Below are 15,997 nucleotides of genomic sequence, written 5' to 3'. Positions count from 1 at the left end.
AAAAGTTGTCGGTAGCCATACTTGAAGCATGTTGGACATCGAAGTGATCGAGGACCCGGCCGCAGCGGAAGCGTCCCTGGATCCGATCCGCACCCGCATCCTGCAGGAGCTCGTCGAACCGGCGTCCGCCACTCAGCTGGCCGCGAAGGTTGGGTTGCCCAGGCAGAAGGTGAACTACCACCTCAAAGCCCTCGAGCGGCACGGCTTGGTGGAGCTGGTGGAGGAACGTCGCAAGGGCAACGTCACCGAGCGCGTACTCCGCGCGACGGCGGCGTCGTACCTGATCTCGCCTGTTGCCCTGGCGTCTGTGGCACCCGATCCGCGGCGCTTCTCCGACCGGTTCTCCGCTTTCTGGTTGTTGTCACTGGCCGCCCGCACCGTGCAGGAGATGGGCAAGCTCATCGCCGGTGCTGCCGTGGCAAAGAAGAAGCTGGCCAGCTTTGCGATCGACGGCGAGATCACCTTCCGCTCGGCTGCCGAACGCGCGGCATTCGCGGAAGAGCTCGGCGTAGCGGTGACCCGACTCGTGGACAAGTACCACGACGGCGGTGCTGCCGCCGTGGCGGGCGGCGGACGTAAGCACCGCCTCGTCGTCGTACTTCACCCTGCTCTCAAGACCGGGGCACTCAAGGCCCCTTCAACTCAGCAAGCCTCCCCAAAGCAATCAGCAGAAAAGGATCAAAGCAATGACTGACAATCGGAAATTCGAAATCGAGACGGACGTCGAACTGCCAGCCACTCCCGAGCGCGTGTGGCAGGCGGTCACCAAGGACACTCCTGCATGGATGTTCCCCACGGATCAGTGGCCGGACGTCAAGACCACCGAGGAATACCCCAGCCACTTGGTGTCCCGCATGGATGGCCCGGATGGATGGTTCAACCAGCTGGAACATATCCTTGAGCCGCTGGAAGGTGGCCGCGCCAAGCTGCACTACGTTCACAGCGGGATCTTTGCCGAGAACTGGGATGAGCAATACGACGGCGCCAGAAAGCACACCGAGTTCTACCTGCACACGTTGGGCCAGTACCTCCAGTACTTCGACGGCAAGCCGGTGGTCTTCACGGATATCCAGGCGCCTGCGGCTTCCCAAGCAGTGGATGGTTTCGTGCAGCTGAAAAAGGCCTTGGGTGTGGATGGTATGGCAGTCGGTGCCGCCGTGGATGCCGACGTCGACGGCGTTGGGCGGCTGACCGGGGTGGTGGACTTCTCCAACGAGAACTTCCTGGGCCTCCGGACGGCGGACACGATGTACCGCTTCTTCGGTCGGAACGCCTTCGGTGCCCCGGTCGGGATGACGGTGCACGAGTTCAGTGCCTCCGGCGATGCAGAACTTACGGCCAAGGCCTGGGGTGCGTTCCTGGAGAAGGTGTACGCGTAGCAGCTCCGGTTAGGCCGCCCAGGCCCGCGCCACGGATTCCAGGGCGGCCTCGTAGATCGAGGCCCAATCGGTGGCGGGATCATTCATCTGCGCAAGCTCCAGGCTGACGAGTCCATGGACCTGTCCCCAGATGGCCATTGCCATGAGCGCGGGGTCGTCCTCGCGCAGCGCGCCCGCTGACTGGGCGGCAACTACCGCCTCCACGAGGGGGAGCATTGAATCGGAGGCGACTTCCGGCGTCGGGCTGCAATCAACATAGGCGGCCAGCGCGCCGCCAAACATGAGGCGGTAAAGGGCAGGGTGCTCCAGTGCCCAGACGCGGTAGGCCCGGCCCAATCCCAGTAGCCCATCCTTGGCCGCATCGCGTTGGGACTCACCAAAAGAGCGGAAACCGTCGTCGACGGCGGCGGTCAACAGTTGCGATTTCCCGCCGAAGAGGGAGTAGATCGCCGTGGTGGACGTTTCTGCCGCTGCTGCTACGTCGCGGAGGGTGACGCGGGCCGGCCCCTCGCGGTCCACCAGTTCGGCGGTCACTGCGAGGAGTCGATCCTGGACGTGTTGATCATGAACTACAGGTCTTGCCATGCCCTCAAGTGTTTCATAACATTGTTTCATAACAACGTTATGAAACCCGGAACCAGGAAGTCAGGGGTTTCCCAACTGAAGGATGCACATGGCACAAGAGATCTTCCCCGGCCGCTTCACCGCGGACATCGGGCGCGATACAGTGACCGTCTTCCTCATCGGGATGCGGGCCAACCGGTGGTGGAAGCTGGGCCGCGTCGCCAAGGTGGCCTCGGCCATGCCCACCATGATGCAGCACCTTGCCAAGAACCCGGACGCCGGTCTCCTGGGCAGCGAGCAATGGTTCGGGCGGACCACTATCCTGCTCAGCTACTGGGAAAGTCCGGAGCATCTGAGGCGCTTTGCCGCAGACAGGGATTCGCCGCATCTGGGCCCATGGCGGAAATTCATGAAGAAGTTCGCGGGCAGCGGCGACGTTGGCGTGTGGCACGAGACGTACCAAGTACCGGCGTCGGGTATTGAAGCGGTGTACAACGGCATGCCGCTGTTCGGCTTGGCCAAGGCGACCTCGCATGTACCCATCGGACCCGGCAGCAACACGGCTAAGCAGCGGATGGGCGGGAGGGCGCGATCCACAGACCCGGCCCCAACTAAGTAGCAGCACATGCCGTTTTGAGCCCTCAAAACGGCCTCAACTGCGACTCAGTTGGGCGGATGGGCGGGACCAAGCGTGCAGCGGTTTAGGCGACCGCGACGGCGGCTGGCCGCTCAGCCTTAAGGGTCCGGCGGAGGTGGGGCGAGGCGTCGAGCTTGTCCTGGGCGGCGCGGAGCGCACCGACGGCGAACTCCAGTTGTGCGGCGGGCAAGGTGTAGGGAACGCGCAGGTAGTGCTCGAACGCGCCACCCACCCCGAAGCGGGGTCCCGCTGCCAACCGGACGCCGAAGTCGGGCGCGAGCACGGTCAGGGCGGTGCTGGAGGCAGACGGCAGGCGGCACCATGCTGTCAGTCCACCCCGCGGTCGCTCCACCTCCCAGGAGGGCAAGTGCTCCGCGAGCAACCCCAACAGCGTTTCCCGGTTGTGCCGGAGTTCCTCAAGCCGGGCATCAAGCGGTTCGGCGAAGGACTGCACCAAGCGCGCCGCCGCCAGTTGTTCAACCACTGGCCCGCCCAGATCCATGATTGTTCTTGTGGCCACAAAACGGGCAATGAGGGACTCGTCTGCCCGGATCCACCCGGTCCTGAGTCCCGCCCAGTGCGATTTGCTCAGCGACCCGATGGAAACCACCGCAGGACTGAACCGCGACATCGGCGCGGTGCGGACGCCGTCGAGATTCAGCCCACGCAGTGTTTCATCCACTACCAGCACGGTCCCGGAAGCAGCGGCCGCCCGTGTAAGTCGTCGGCGTTGGAGGTCGGACATGATGCGTCCGGTCGGATTGTGGAAGTCCGGCACCAAGTAGGCCATGGCGGGGCGCTGCTGGTTCATGGTGGCCACCATTGAATCGATGTCCCACGCTGGCGAGGTGCCCGAGGGCAGCGCCACTGGCAGGGGCTTGCAGCCGGCGGCGCGGATGGCGTCCAGGGCGTTGGGGTATGTGGGGTGCTCCACCATGACCCGGTCCTGCTTTCCGGCCAGGGCGCGCAGCACAATGTTGAGGGCATGCTGTGCGCCGGACGTGACAAGGATCTGGCCCGGCGTCGTTGGCACCCCTTCGGCTGTGTACTTCTCTGCGATGGCTTCGCGGAGGGCCGGCACGCCCACGGCATCGTACCCGAACCCGGGCAAGAGGGCCGGAAGCTCGGTCAGAGCGTCAGCGAAGGCGCGATGCACTACCTCGCCGGCCGCCGGTAGTGACGCGTAAGCCAGATCCAGGAGTCCCTCGGGAACCGCGAGTCCGGGCGCGCTCACTGGTGTAGTGCGGTGGGGGATGCATGTCCGTCCGCGACTGCCCTGACCTGCCGTGAGGAATCCCTGTTCGCGCAGGGCCGCATACGCGGCAGTGACGGTGGTCCGGCTGAGCCCGAGTGTTTGGGCGAGTGCCCGCTCGCTGGGTAGCGCGACGTCCAAGGGGATGCGTCCGTCCATCACCAGCAAGCGAACGACGTCGGCCAGCTCGCGGTAGGCGGGCAGGGCGCCGGAGCTCCAAGTGCCGAGGAGGCGGACGAGGGCGGTGGGATTCAGGGAGCCGGACATAAGACCAGTATTCCAAACTGGCTATGGAATACAAGGCCAGTTCTCTTGGATGATGTAGTTCATGATGACCCGAAGAATCACTCAACTCCTGATCGGCCTCGCGATGTACGGCATCTCCTTGGCCATGTTCATCCGTGCCGGCCTGGGCTTGGACCCTTGGGATGTGTTCCACCAAGGCGTATCCGAAAAGACCGGCTTCAGCATCGGTGTTGTGGTCATCGTTGTCAGCTTCCTGGTTCTTCTCCTGTGGATCCCGCTCCGGCAGATGCCAGGGATTGGAACCATCGCCAACGCGGTTCTTGTGGGGCTCTTCGCCGATCTGGGACTGTGGCTCATCCCGGAGTTTTCCCACTTGGGCGGACAGATCGCCATGCTCGCCGGTGCCGTGATCCTCAACGGCATCGCGTCCGCTTGCTACATCGGTGCCCGCCTTGGACCCGGCGCCCGTGATGGCCTGATGACTGGACTTGTCCGCCGCACCGGTTGGTCCGTGCGCCTGGTCCGCACGGGAATTGAAGTAGTTGTCCTGGCTGTCGGCTTCCTGCTGGGCGGCTCCGTTGGTGTTGGTACGGTGGTCTACGCCTTGGCGATCGGGCCGATCGTGCAGCTGTTGCTGCCGAAGTTCATGGTCCCGGAGCAGGGAAAGGCAACGGCCCCCACGGAGGACCTGGAGGCCGCGCCGGCTGCCTGACGGCCGCCACTTAGGTGCCGCTTAGCGGCAGGCCTCCAGGTCCTCGCCATACTGCAACCAGTCCGGTAGGTCCTCACTGAAGGCGTCTCGAATGGCGGGCGATCCAGCGCTCCGCCAGTCGACGTCGTCGTTAATCTCGATCTCGTACTTCTTCCACTCAAACCAATTGATCATCTTCAACTGCGGGTACTTCTGCTGGGTATCAGCGGAGAAGACCTGACGCCACCATGCCTGCTTGACGTCAAGCTCAGACGCTCCACCGCGAGCCGGGGTGAAGATAGCCGCGGTCTCCGGAATGGCTACCGGCTTCTTGTGGTCCACCCCGTACACCTGGTAGAAGTCCGGAACGGAACTGTCGTCGCCGGCGGTGCCGCTGTAGGTGCCGGTCAGCATGGCGAGGAACTTGCCTGGCTCCGAGATGTCGTTGTTTCCCCACGGCCGCTGGTTGCCCCAGTGATACAGGGAAACTCCCACCCAATCCACGGCGTCGTCCCCGGGGTAGTAGGGCGCATAGGTGTCGTCAGCCATGGTCAAGGTGCCGTCACGGTCCGTGTCCAGGGCAGCGAAATCGGCAGTGCCCGGACGGGCCGCGAACTGGCCCCCTGTAAACGGGTAGCCGCCACCATAGTTCGGGGCCCACATCATGGACGAGCCCGGCGCCCCGGCATGAACTGCAGCGGCCACTTTGCGGAATACCTCCACATAACGCAGCGGTTGCTGGCCCCAGGAATACCAGGACCCGTTCATTTCATGCGCAAAACGTACGACGACGGGCGTCCCCTGATCGTTGATGGCCCGTAAGTCGGTGGCCAGTTTGGCGATCACTTCCTCGCTCATGGTCTCCAGGCCGCCGTGAGGTTCCAGGGTCAGGAGCAACACGCCGCCTGTTGGGCGGACCTGGGTGACGGCGTTGGTGGTGTGAGCCCACGTTTCGTCGTCGTAGGGGATATCCGAAAACTGCACCACCACCGCCGGATCATGGCCCAGGTTTTTACGGTGCTCGGCCAACGTCTCCGAGTCCCAATCCAGGTTCACGCCCAGAAGCACACCATCCTTGGGGATCATTGTGGAAGCATCCCCGGCACGGCAGAGAGACAAAGCCTGGACTACGGGGACTATCTCCTTGGAAGCAAAACCCAAGCCCGTGGCAGCCAGAGCCGTCACCACCAAGGGAATGAGCAGGCTGGCCCGCCGGCGTTTTTTGTCCGGGTGCCCCGTGAAAGTGGGAGGAGTGTGCATCGCGCTCAGCCCCATCCGATGGAGCGATGACGACGCTTGAAGAGGGTCCGCCAACTGAAGCGAGGCGCAAGCCCCCGTGGCCGCACGAGTGCTGCACCGCCGTCGACCGCATCTTGGTGCGTTGCATATATACGGGCGACGCGACCCAGATGGGCTTGGAGGTGGGTTTCCTGGAGCTCGCTTGAATTCCCGAAAAGGCGGAGATCGCCGCCGCGCGAGCGGAGCAGGTGCAGCACCTCAAGCACCCCGACTACGCCTGATGCTCCCACCGATGTCACCGCCGCGACATTCAGCAGGACCAGGACGGGGCCGTCCGCGGCGGCCTTGACGGATGCTTGGCGAATAGCCGGAACGGTAGCGGCGTCCAAGGCGCCGGTAATGGTCAGATCCACCGATTTCAAGACGGTGGAGGTGGTGTTCGGGGCATGGGAAAGCGTGGACATGGGGGTCGCTCCTTGCGGGGGGTTGGAACGGCTTTTACTGATGTGCTGTTAGGGTGCGGGTTTGGGCGGAGCGCTCTGAACGCTGGTGAGCTCCTTAGGAGTGGGAATCGGTTCAACGAGGTGGTCGCCGGGCCCCCGATACCGTGCGGCACCGATCACCACGCTCAAAAGCGCCAGGTCCAAGACAACCCAGGCCAACGTGATGAGGGTGGGATAGAGCGCCGCTTGCCCGGATGACACACGGGCAACGCCGATGAACGAGGACACGACCAGCAACGCCATGGCAGCCACCTGTATCCTGACGTGCTGGAATCCACGGCCCGTGACCTGTTTACTCTTGGCCGTCACCGAGAACGCGAGGTGCTTGCCAAGGAAAACCGCTGCCGCACCTGAACACGTGGCCGCGATCCAGGTGGGAAACAGGGCAAAGGACCATTGCTGGCCGCGCCACAATCCCTTCGACCCGTTGCCCGCTACTTGGAAGAGCAGCTGGCACGAAATAAAGAAGGGCAGGAAGAGGCAGAAGAACACCACGGGACTGGCAGTCAGCGGGTAGGTACCAGCCACCAGGAACACCACAGGCGCCGCGATATAGCTCAGGGCAGCGAAGCCATTCAGATAACTCGTCATAGTGCCCAGATACATCAGGCGCTGAGCCACGGTGAGGCCCCGAAGAAACAACGGATTGTCACTGAAGAACACCTGCATGGTGCCGGCCGCCCATCGATGCCGCTGGGAGAGCATGGTGGACACGTCCTCAGGGGCCAACCCGTGGACCAGGACCTCGTGGTGGTAGACGCTGCCCCACCCCATCGCGTGAAGGTGCATGGCCGTTGCCATGTCCTCGGTGATGGTGGTGGTGTCCATGGGGTGGATGGCCAGTGCTTGGTCAGTGTGGGCCACATCCACTGACTCCAGGACGGCGTCCAGCTCCGGCACCACGTCCTCCATGGCATCAGGAACTGCCAGAGCTGCTGAATGGAAGGCGACGCGGAGTTCGAAAGTGATCTCGGCGAGGACATCGCCCCTGCGCACCTGATGCTCCGCGCGTGCCACTGCCTCCAAGGCCTGTTCTGCAACGATCATGGCCGCGGGATGACGCCTGCCCAGCTCGCCGTGAAGGTCCTGCAAACGCGATCGGCCACGACGCAAAGCGCGCCAGGTCTGCTCAGTGGCTGACCGCGTGTAGCGCGTCAAGCCCAGGGCCATGAGGGCTTCACGGCGTAGGACAGCATTCGAACCGCAGAAGAACGCTGCGTCCCAGCCGTCCTTGCCTTGTTGGATGGGGCCGTAGAAGAGTTCCGCCTGGCTTCCCAGCGGGTCCCGTTCCGGAACATTCCAAAAGTGCTGCGGGGTCTGGACGAAAGCCACTTCCTCGGCATCGAAATAGCCCAGGACGCGGTCCAGGAAACGCGGTTCAGGGGCTTGGTCTGCGTCAAAGATGGCGACGAACTCGCCCGTTGTCATGGACAGGGCGTTGTTGACGTTTCCTGCCTTTGCGAAGCGCTGCCGACCATCCCACTCAGGACCGCGGGTAATATACCCGACGCCGATCTGCCGGGCTGCGGTGGCAAATTCAGCCCGGTCGCCGTCGTCAAGGATCCACGTTTCGTGCGGGTACTCCATGTCCCTGGCTGCGATCGCCGTTTTGAGCACCAAGTCCAGCGGCTCGTTGTAGGTGGCGATGAAAACGTCCACCGATCTGCCCGGCAGGGCAGGTGGGGGAGGCGGACGTCGTCGTGCATTCCACATTGTCACTGCGTAAAGCGCCGATTCGCCAAGGCTGTAAGTCTCGGCGGCCACGAGGGGCAGCGAGATCCACCAGGCATCCCACGCGACAGTGCTCGACCAGCGCCAGCTGATGTAAATCAATCCAAAGGAAACTACAAGAACTGCAAGGATCCTTACCAGTATTTGTCTGTAAACGCCCATCTTTAGCCTCCGGTAACTGCTGGGGAAAAGGCCAAGGCGCGCCAGTATGTCCAAACGCTCCTCAGAGCGAAGTTTGGGAGGACACGGCTGACGCGCCTGGAGCTGCATCTTCGATGCTCAAGGGAAGGAATTCGGCTGCGAACGGAATGTCCTTTTGCCAACGGATTTGAAGGAAATCTGCACATCAGTTGGTTCCTGCTTCCACTTTCTCCCGCCGATATTTCATCCTCGTTACGGCAATGAAAAGTAAAACCGCGTTGATTATTTCCTTGCCGTGACGTTTTGCGTGTCGCCTTGAAAAGGCTTGCGTGCCACGGGGAGACGCCTTCAGAGTGGCACCATGAAGCGAAGACTCATGCCCCTGACGATGCTCGTCGCCGGCCTGACCATCGCAGCTACCCTCATAGCCCCGGAACCGTCAGCACTGGCAGCCGCAGGTATGCCCGCCCCGGGTGCGCTGGTGTGGAGCGACGAATTCAATGGCCCTGCCGGCACGGCACCGGACCCTGGAAACTGGACTCACGACACCGGAGGATCCGGGTGGGGCAACGGCGAACTGCAGTACTACACCAACAGCACAAATAATGCTGCAGCGGATGGGCAGGGAAACATGGCCATCACTGCCCGGAGGGAAAATCCTGCTGGATACGAGTGCCACTACGGGGCGTGCCAGTACACATCCGCGCGCCTCCTGACGTCAGGAAATTTCAGCCGGACGCAAGGCCGGTTCGAAGCCCGACTCAAACTGCCCAAGGGGCAAGGCATGTGGCCCGCCTTCTGGATGCTCGGCGACAACGTCTTCACCGACGGTTGGCCCGCTAGCGGCGAACTCGACATCATGGAAAACGTCGGCAAGGAACCTGGAACGGTCTGGGGGAGTATCCACGGCCCCGGTTACTCCGGGGCCAACGCCTCCAACGCCAGCTACACTCTGCCCGCTGGTAAAGCTCTGGGCGATGCTTTCCACACGTTCACAGTGGACTGGGGGCCTGAGTCCATCACTTGGTACATCGACGGAATTCCCTACTCACAAAAGACCAAGGCCACTACTCCCGGCCCCTGGGTGTTCGATCACGACTTCTTCCTCCTGCTGAACCTGGCCGTGGGCGGCTACTGGCCGGGGGCACCGGATTCGGACACGGCGTTTCCGCAGTCGCTGCTGGTTGATTACGTCCGCGTGTATGAGCTTGCTTCGGTTCCAGCGGCGCCTTCCTCTGCAGCCGGCACCCGCATCCAGGGCTATGCAGGCAAGTGCATTGACGTGGCCGGTCGGCAGGCTACAGACGGGGTCCCCTTGCAATTATGGGACTGCGATACGGCAGCGTCGGAGCAGTGGACCTTTGCTGACAACGGCACCATTCGGTCACTGGGAAAATGCATGGACGTGGCATGGGGATCAACGGCCAACGGTGCACGAGTCCAACTCACCAGTTGCAACGGCAGTCCGGCGCAGCAATTCGTCCTGAACAATGCCGGGGATCTGGTGAACCCGCAAGCCGACAAATGTGTGGACGTGGTTGACTGGAATTCATCCGACGGTGCGAGGTTGCAGCTCTGGGATTGCGCCGGTTCCATCAACCAAAAGTGGTGGCGGATGGCGTAGAAAACGTCCGACGGCGGCGCGCAGCTTGCGGTGTCCGGCGGCTATTGCTGGGGCGGCTGGGGAGCTTCCTGGAGTAGCGGGCCGGCTGGCAGGTGCGCGCAGCCGTCGCGGCGGTTGTTGGCCGGACCTGGTTGGCCTTAGGTGGCCAGGTCCGGCCGGTTGTGGTGGTGCCGGCCGGTTGTTGAGCTTTTTGTTGGTCTACGGAGCCGGCTGACAGCGCGGACAGAAGTAGATGTCCCGTTCTTCTGTGCCGTCCGGTCCTGCAAGGAGGCCACGGCGTACGGCAGTACCGCAGCGCCTGCAGGGTTGGCGTTCCCGGCCGTACACCCAATATCCGGGACGCATGGCGCGCGGCCCCAGGGTAGTCCTCCGCCCGGGACCCAGGTTTTCGCCGAGGAGCCGTTTGGCGTCGTTGACTGTCTTGCCAAGGTCAGGGACGTTCCCTACAGGCAGGGCAGGGTGAATGCCGGACAAGAAGCACGCCTCGCATCGATAGATATTGCCAATGCCCGCAAGCTTCCGCTGATCCAGCAACGCGAATCCCACGGTGACATCCGGTTCGGCGCGAAGCCTGCGCAGCGCTTCCTCCTCGTCCCAGTCGGGGCCGAGCAGGTCCGGCCCGAGGTGCCCGACGATCTTGTCTTCCTCAGCTGTGGGCACCACTTCCAGGATGCCCAGCGAGAATCCGACGGCGTCCGCGGAGTCCGTGCGGAGCACGCACCGGGCAGTGTGGCCAGGTTTGGTCCAGCGACCACCCGGTGGGTAGATCATCCAGTTCCCCTCCATCTTGAGATGGGAATGGATGGTCAGGGCACGGGGTTTCCTGCTGGCGCCGGGTTCCTCGTCAGCAGGTCCTGTCAGACGCATGAGCAGGTGCTTTCCACGGGGAACAACCTCGGCCATGGTCCAGCCCGCCAGGTTCAAGGTGGCAAAGCGTGGCACGCGGAAGTCGGAGGCCATGATGGTCTTCCCGGCCAACGCCTCGTTCAGCCGTGACGCAGCCCGCCAAATGGAATCGCCTTCAGGCACGGATACGGAGTCCCTTCGGAGTGGAGTAGGCCCCTGCAGCCGCCAGGGCAACGGCGATCGGAGTTTCCAGGAGATCGTGGCCGTTGACTTTCTCCATGAAGAGTTTGTCCACGGCACCGCGGCGCACCACATCCACCAGCGCCTGTGCCGCAACTGTCAGCACGGCGTCGTCCTGGCTGAAGGTGAGCAGGGTCTTGCCGCCGCGTTCCACGTAAAGGACCAACGCGCCGTCGACCATCACCACCAGCGCTCCGGCCTTGCGCCCGGGCCGGTGCCCGGAACCGGCGTCGACAGAGAGCGCAGGCCAAGGAAGGGCAGCGCCGTAGGGGTTGGCGGGGTCAGTCGCGGCAAGTGCGAGCGCGGAGGGCTCGGCTTTGGAGATGCGGGTGTCCTCCGTGAACGACCTTAACCGGTCAACCGTGGCAGGGACGGCGAACTGGGCGGCCCCCAAATGCTCGATGAAGTAACCGCGGCGGCAACGCCCGGCTTCCTCCAAGCGGGCCAGCACCTTATACATGAGCCCGAAGCCACCGATGATGTTCTCCGCCATGACCGAACCACGCGTCACCACGCCGTAGCGGTCCAACAGAAGCTCAGCCGTTCCGCGGGCGTGGATGGTGGGGTCCAGTTCAGGCGAGGGAAGCGCTGACCATCGGCCGACTGCCGACGGCGGTGCAGGCGCAACGCCACCTGTTACCGGGCCGTAGCGACCACCCGTTAGCCCGGGGGAGCCCAGGAGGCCAGTTCCATGGGAACGGCCAAGCCTGCTCATGCGAGGGGCCCGGGCCCTCGGTGCCTTGGCGACCTGCCGGTGCGCGGTTTTCCCGCCGGCGATCATGGCCCTCACGGGAGCGAAAGTGTCACCTGTTACGCGGCCGGCCCAGACGAGGTCCCAGAGAGCAGACACCACGGCGTCGTCACTCAATACCGCGTCCATGCCACCGGCTACATCCGTGAGTTGCCGGAAGAAGTAGCCGCCGCCTGCGCTGAAATGTTCCAAGAGGCGCTGCTGGGCATCACCGGGTTCGAATTCGGGGTCCGGGTTGAGCGTCAGCTCAGCGGAATCGGCTACATGGAGGCTGATCCAGCCATCGTTTCCGGGCAGGGATCCTGCGCCGGACCAGAGGAGTTCGCCGGCGGCCATGAGTTCGTCCAGCATTGCCGGTTTGTAGTCCGCCACCCTGCTCGCGAGTACCAAGGGTTCCCATGCGGATGCCGGGATGGGCACTCCGGACAGTTGGTCCACTGCCGTGATGATGCCGTCCAACCCCCTTAGCGCCTGGCTTCGGGACTTACCCGGCGAGGTCACGTTTTGCCATGCCGGCAGGAACCGGCCGTAGGCGGCGGTGTCCACGGGCTCTACTTCGGCCCGCAGTGCAGCGAGCGAGCGACGCCTCAGTTTCCGCAGGACCTCGGCATCGCACCACTCGCTGGACGGTGGGGCGTCCACGCTCATGAGCTCTGAGTCGGCTGCCTCCAAAGGCTGCTCTGCGACGGCGTGTGGGCGGAATTCGCCTTCCACCACCCGACCATCGCCAGCCAGTCGCTTAAGGGCAGTATTGACCACCGCGACGCCCAGTCCCAGCCTCGCCGCAGCTTCGGCGGCCGTGAACGGGCCGTGGGTGCGCGCGTACCGGGAAACGAGGTCGCCCAAAGGATCGTGGACGGGTTCAATGAACGCGAGTGGCACGCCCATGGGCAGCGGAACACCGATGGCGTCACGGAGCCGTGCGGCATCCTCAATTGCCGCAAAACGTTCGACGCCGCCGATGGTTACCTTGAGTGCGCGGTTGGCTTTCTGCAATGCCGCGAGGTGGGACCCGGCGTCCACAATGCTCCCGTGTGGCGCCGCCACCGGGGTTTCTTCGAGGTCTTCTACTGCCTCGAGCTCAGATTGCTCCAGCCCTTGTAGCCGCTCAGCTACTTCTTCAACGCTGAGCGGACCCAGCAGCCTCAGCAGATCCGCGACGCCTTCCAGCCCACGAACCCGTCGGTCCGGGGCAAGGCGCTGCAGTTCCAACTCCGTTGAATCGATGACTGCTGCGTCCAGGAGTTCGCGCAGTTCCACGCGGCCCAGGAGTTCGTTAAGGAGTGTGGAGTCGAGGGCGAGGGCAGCAGCCCGCCGTTCCGCCAAGGGGGAGTCGCCCTCGTAGAGGAACTGGGCAACGTAACCGAACAACAGGGACTTCGCGAAAGGGGAGGGCTGCTGCGTGGTGGTCTCCACGATCCTCAGTTCCCTGCGCTCGACGGATGCTGCAATGTCTTTCAGTGCGGGCAGATCGTAAACATCCTGCAAGCATTCCCGGACTGTTTCGAGCACGATGGGGAACGAAGGATACTTCCGGGCGACATCCAGCAACTGGGCAGAGCGCTGGCGTTGCTGCCATAGGGGCTGGCGCTTGGCCGGATTCTGCCGGGGGAGAAGCAGGGCACGGGCTGCACATTCGCGGAAACGGGATGCGAACAGGGCGCTGCCGCCTACTTCCGCAGTGACGATTTGTTCGAGCTCCTCCGGGTCGAAGAGGAAAAGTTCGGCACCGGGTGGCTCGTCTTCCATCATGGGCACGCGCAGCACGATCCCGTCATCCGCAGCCATCGCCGATCCGTCCAAGCCATATCGCTGCTGAAGTCGTTGCCCTACAGCGAGTGCCCACGGGGCGTGAACAGGCATGCCGAACGGGCTGTGGAGGACTACCCGCCAGTCGCCGAGTTCGTCGTGGAAGCGTTCCACCACCAGAGTTCGGTCGCTAGGCACAATCTCCGTGGCTTCCTTTTGCTCCCGGAGGTATTGGAGCAGGTTGCTTGCGGCGAAGGCGTCCAATCCGCTGGCTTGGCAACGTTCCATGGCCGGGGCTTCGTCTGCGGCCGAGAGTTCCCGGATGAAGGCACCCAGCGCGCGGCCCAGATCTACGGGCCTGCCGAGGGAATCGCCCTTCCAGAAGGGAAGTTTGCCGGGTTGGCCAAAGGCAGGGGAGACCAGCACGCGATCGTGGGTGATGTCCTCGATCTTCCAACTGGTGGCTCCGAGTGCGAAGACGTCTCCCACACGGGATTCGTAAACCATTTCTTCGTCGAGCTCACCAACGCGGCGTCCTCCCTTGGCAGCACGGGCAGAGGCGCTCGGTTCACTCCCGTCCCCGCTGCTGGGGGAAGCTGAGCCCTCCACTTCCGTACCGATGATGTAAACCCCGAATAGCCCACGGTCCGGGATGGTGCCGCCTGACGTGACAGCAAGGCGCTGGGCGCCGGGCCTGCCCTCGATGGTCCCGGCGTGCCGGTCCCAGACGATGCGGGGCCGTAGTTCTGCAAATTCGTCCGAAGGATACCTTCCGGCCAGGAGGTCCAGGGTGGCTTCGAAAGCTGAGCGTGGCAGGCTCGCGAACGGCGCTGAGCGACGGACAGTGCTGAACCAGTCCTCAACGTCGATGCTGCCCAAGGCGGTAGCCGCCACTGTTTGCTGGGCCAGGATATCGAGCGGGTTGGCGGGAATGCTCAGGCGTTCAATCTGCCCACTCAGCATGCGTTCAACGGTGACGCTGGTATGCAGGAGATCCGCGCGGTGCTTGGGAAAGAGCACGCCTTCGGAGATCTCGCCGACCTGGTGCCCGGCACGCCCGACGCGCTGCAACCCACTAGCCACCGACGGGGGCGACTCGACTTGGACCACAAGGTCCACGGCACCCATGTCGATGCCGAGCTCCAGCGACGAGGTTGCCACAACGCAGCGGAGCCTGCCGGACTTGAGATCGTCCTCGATCATGGCCCGCTGGTCCTTGGAAACCGAACCATGGTGCGCGCGGGCCAGCACAGGATCGGCGCCGGTAGTGCTTCCAGCCTGCGCCATCATGTGCGCAGGAGTGGCCGTGGAGGCCGGGGTTCCGGGGTTGGCTTCGGACGCCCCGGGAACCGCCCACTCGCTACCTCCCACCGCCATCAACTGGCGTTCAGCGTAGATCTCGTTGAGTCGGGCCGTGAGACGTTCCGCCAAGCGACGGGAATTGGCAAAGACAATGGTGGACTGCTTGGACAGGACCAGATCCACGATCTGCTCCTCCACATGCGGCCAGATGGAAGCCTGGGGTTGCAGGCCGGATGCCGGCCCGGAGTCGAATGCTCCCGCAGCGCCCTGCAGATCCGACATGTCCTCCACTGGAACCGTGACGGTAAGGTTCCAGTTCTTCTTGGACGGCGGAGCGACGATCTCCACGGGAGCTTGACCGGCCAGGAATTGGGCCACCAATTCGCGCGGCTGAACTGTAGCGGAGAGCCCGATGCGCTGGGCAGGCTTCGGAAGCAGGGCATCCAGGCGCTCCAGGGAAACGGCCAGGTGTGCGCCACGCTTGGTGCCGGCTACAGCATGCACTTCGTCAATGATGATGGTGTCCACTTCGCTGAGCGTTTCCCGGGCGCGGGACGTCAGCATAAGGAACAGGGATTCCGGGGTAGTGATGAGGATGTCTGGTGGGTTGGTCAGCAGCGTGCGGCGATCCGCCGCCGTCGTATCTCCCGAACGTACGCCCACTGTCACCAGTGGTGCGGGGAGACCTAAACGTTTGGCGGTTTGGGTGATGCCGATGAGGGGTGCGCGGAGGTTTCGCTCCACATCCACACCCAGCGCCTTCAGCGGCGAGATATAGAGGACACGCGTTTTGGTTTTGGGGCGCTTTGCCCGGCCCTTGCCATTTGCCGGGACGGTCTCAAGCCCCGGCAGAGTGTCACTGGGCGTGGAATGCAGGCGATCGAGGGCCCAAAGGAAAGCAGCGAGGGTTTTGCCGGAACCAGTAGGAGCCACGACCAAGGCATGAGAGCCAGAGGATATCGCGTTCCACGCCCCGTCTTGCGCGGGTGTGGGCTCGGAAAAAGCGCCTAGGAACCATTCCCTGGTTGCCTGGCTGAATCGGCTGATGGCGCCATCCGACGCCTGCGGCTCCTGCATTCCTCCATCATGCCCCACGGCTCCG

12 protein-coding genes are annotated in these 15,997 nt (G+C 63.6%); 5 read left to right on the top strand and 7 right to left on the bottom strand.

Annotated features, from left to right (window positions below; genetic code table 11):
• Nucleotides 1–28: 28 nt before the first annotated feature.
• Complete coding sequence (locus tag M1D89_RS19735) at nucleotides 29–694, top strand: ArsR/SmtB family transcription factor (protein ID WP_498646196.1); 666 nt, start codon at nucleotides 29–31, stop codon at nucleotides 692–694.
• Nucleotides 687–1,379 carry an SRPBCC family protein gene (locus M1D89_RS19730; protein WP_498646195.1) on the top strand — a complete coding sequence of 231 codons (693 nt, stop codon included), beginning with the start codon at nucleotides 687–689 and terminating at the stop codon, nucleotides 1,377–1,379. The genes M1D89_RS19735 and M1D89_RS19730 overlap by 8 nt, the downstream gene beginning before the upstream one ends.
• Before the next feature lie 9 nt (nucleotides 1,380–1,388).
• Here M1D89_RS19730 and M1D89_RS19725 read toward each other — a convergent pair whose 3' ends face one another.
• Nucleotides 1,389–1,964, bottom strand: a complete 576-nt coding sequence (locus M1D89_RS19725) for a TetR-like C-terminal domain-containing protein (protein ID WP_498646192.1) — start codon at nucleotides 1,962–1,964, stop codon at nucleotides 1,389–1,391.
• Between the two features lie 88 nt (nucleotides 1,965–2,052).
• On the opposite strand from M1D89_RS19725, the gene M1D89_RS19720 reads away from it, so the two are divergent.
• On the top strand, nucleotides 2,053–2,562 hold the full coding sequence (locus M1D89_RS19720; RefSeq protein ID WP_498646190.1) for a DUF4188 domain-containing protein: 510 nt from the start codon (nucleotides 2,053–2,055) through the stop codon (nucleotides 2,560–2,562).
• An 82-nt stretch (nucleotides 2,563–2,644) separates the two neighbouring features.
• Here the strand turns inward: M1D89_RS19720 and yczR are convergent, their stop codons facing one another.
• Nucleotides 2,645–4,099 carry a MocR-like transcription factor YczR gene (yczR, locus tag M1D89_RS19715; protein WP_498646187.1) on the bottom strand — a complete coding sequence of 485 codons (1,455 nt, stop codon included), beginning with the start codon at nucleotides 4,097–4,099 and terminating at the stop codon, nucleotides 2,645–2,647.
• A gap of 61 nt (nucleotides 4,100–4,160) precedes the next feature.
• On the opposite strand from yczR, the gene yczE reads away from it, so the two are divergent.
• Entirely contained in the window at nucleotides 4,161–4,790 is a 630-nt protein-coding gene (gene yczE / locus M1D89_RS19710; protein ID WP_498646185.1) for a membrane protein YczE, read from the top strand.
• A 21-nt stretch (nucleotides 4,791–4,811) separates the two neighbouring features.
• On the opposite strand, the gene M1D89_RS19705 is transcribed toward yczE, so the two are convergent.
• From M1D89_RS19705 to M1D89_RS19695, 3 genes are read right to left on the bottom strand one after another with little or no spacing between them, the layout of a single operon-like run.
• Nucleotides 4,812–6,044: a glycoside hydrolase family 26 protein gene (locus M1D89_RS19705; RefSeq protein ID WP_498646182.1), complete on the bottom strand. Its 1,233-nt coding sequence runs from the start codon at nucleotides 6,042–6,044 to the stop codon at nucleotides 4,812–4,814.
• Nucleotides 6,035–6,472: an STAS domain-containing protein gene (locus M1D89_RS19700; protein ID WP_498646180.1), complete on the bottom strand. Its 438-nt coding sequence runs from the start codon at nucleotides 6,470–6,472 to the stop codon at nucleotides 6,035–6,037. Before M1D89_RS19700 ends, M1D89_RS19705 begins: the two co-directional genes overlap by 10 nt.
• A 48-nt stretch (nucleotides 6,473–6,520) precedes the next feature.
• Complete coding sequence (locus tag M1D89_RS19695; RefSeq protein WP_498646178.1) at nucleotides 6,521–8,404, bottom strand: glycosyltransferase; 1,884 nt, start codon at nucleotides 8,402–8,404, stop codon at nucleotides 6,521–6,523.
• A gap of 340 nt (nucleotides 8,405–8,744) precedes the next feature.
• Between M1D89_RS19695 and M1D89_RS19690 the strand changes: the two genes are divergently transcribed.
• Nucleotides 8,745–10,007: a ricin-type beta-trefoil lectin domain protein gene (locus tag M1D89_RS19690; protein ID WP_498646177.1), complete on the top strand. Its 1,263-nt coding sequence runs from the start codon at nucleotides 8,745–8,747 to the stop codon at nucleotides 10,005–10,007.
• A gap of 198 nt (nucleotides 10,008–10,205) precedes the next feature.
• Here the strand turns inward: M1D89_RS19690 and M1D89_RS19685 are convergent, their stop codons facing one another.
• The gene (locus tag M1D89_RS19685; protein WP_498646175.1) at nucleotides 10,206–11,036 is read right to left on the bottom strand and encodes a DNA-formamidopyrimidine glycosylase family protein; all 831 of its coding nucleotides are present in this window, start codon (nucleotides 11,034–11,036) and stop codon (nucleotides 10,206–10,208) included.
• Entirely contained in the window at nucleotides 11,029–15,972 is a 4,944-nt protein-coding gene (locus M1D89_RS19680) for an ATP-dependent helicase (RefSeq protein ID WP_498646173.1), read from the bottom strand. The genes M1D89_RS19685 and M1D89_RS19680 overlap by 8 nt, the downstream gene beginning before the upstream one ends.
• Nucleotides 15,973–15,997: the final 25 nt, after the last annotated feature.

The sequence above is a fragment of the Arthrobacter sp. D3-18 genome, assembly GCF_054408525.1.
The sequence above is the reverse complement of the archived record's forward strand: the minus strand, read 5'-3'. Positions and strand labels throughout refer to the sequence as shown.

Bases quoted from the DNA above. Each gene is read 5' to 3' on its own strand.
- M1D89_RS19735 (WP_498646196.1), top strand. From the start codon at position 29: ATGTTGGACATCGAAGTGATCGAGGACCCGGCCGCAGCGGAAGCGTCC.
- M1D89_RS19730 (WP_498646195.1), top strand. From the start codon at position 687: ATGACTGACAATCGGAAATTCGAAATCGAGACGGACGTCGAACTGCCA.
- M1D89_RS19725 (WP_498646192.1), bottom strand. From the start codon at position 1,964: ATGGCAAGACCTGTAGTTCATGATCAACACGTCCAGGATCGACTCCTC.
- M1D89_RS19720 (WP_498646190.1), top strand. From the start codon at position 2,053: ATGGCACAAGAGATCTTCCCCGGCCGCTTCACCGCGGACATCGGGCGC.
- yczR (WP_498646187.1), bottom strand. From the start codon at position 4,099: ATGTCCGGCTCCCTGAATCCCACCGCCCTCGTCCGCCTCCTCGGCACT.
- yczE (WP_498646185.1), top strand. From the start codon at position 4,161: ATGATGACCCGAAGAATCACTCAACTCCTGATCGGCCTCGCGATGTAC.
- M1D89_RS19705 (WP_498646182.1), bottom strand. From the start codon at position 6,044: ATGGGGCTGAGCGCGATGCACACTCCTCCCACTTTCACGGGGCACCCG.
- M1D89_RS19700 (WP_498646180.1), bottom strand. From the start codon at position 6,472: ATGTCCACGCTTTCCCATGCCCCGAACACCACCTCCACCGTCTTGAAA.
- M1D89_RS19695 (WP_498646178.1), bottom strand. From the start codon at position 8,404: ATGGGCGTTTACAGACAAATACTGGTAAGGATCCTTGCAGTTCTTGTA.
- M1D89_RS19690 (WP_498646177.1), top strand. From the start codon at position 8,745: ATGAAGCGAAGACTCATGCCCCTGACGATGCTCGTCGCCGGCCTGACC.
- M1D89_RS19680 (WP_498646173.1), bottom strand. From the start codon at position 15,972: ATGCAGGAGCCGCAGGCGTCGGATGGCGCCATCAGCCGATTCAGCCAG.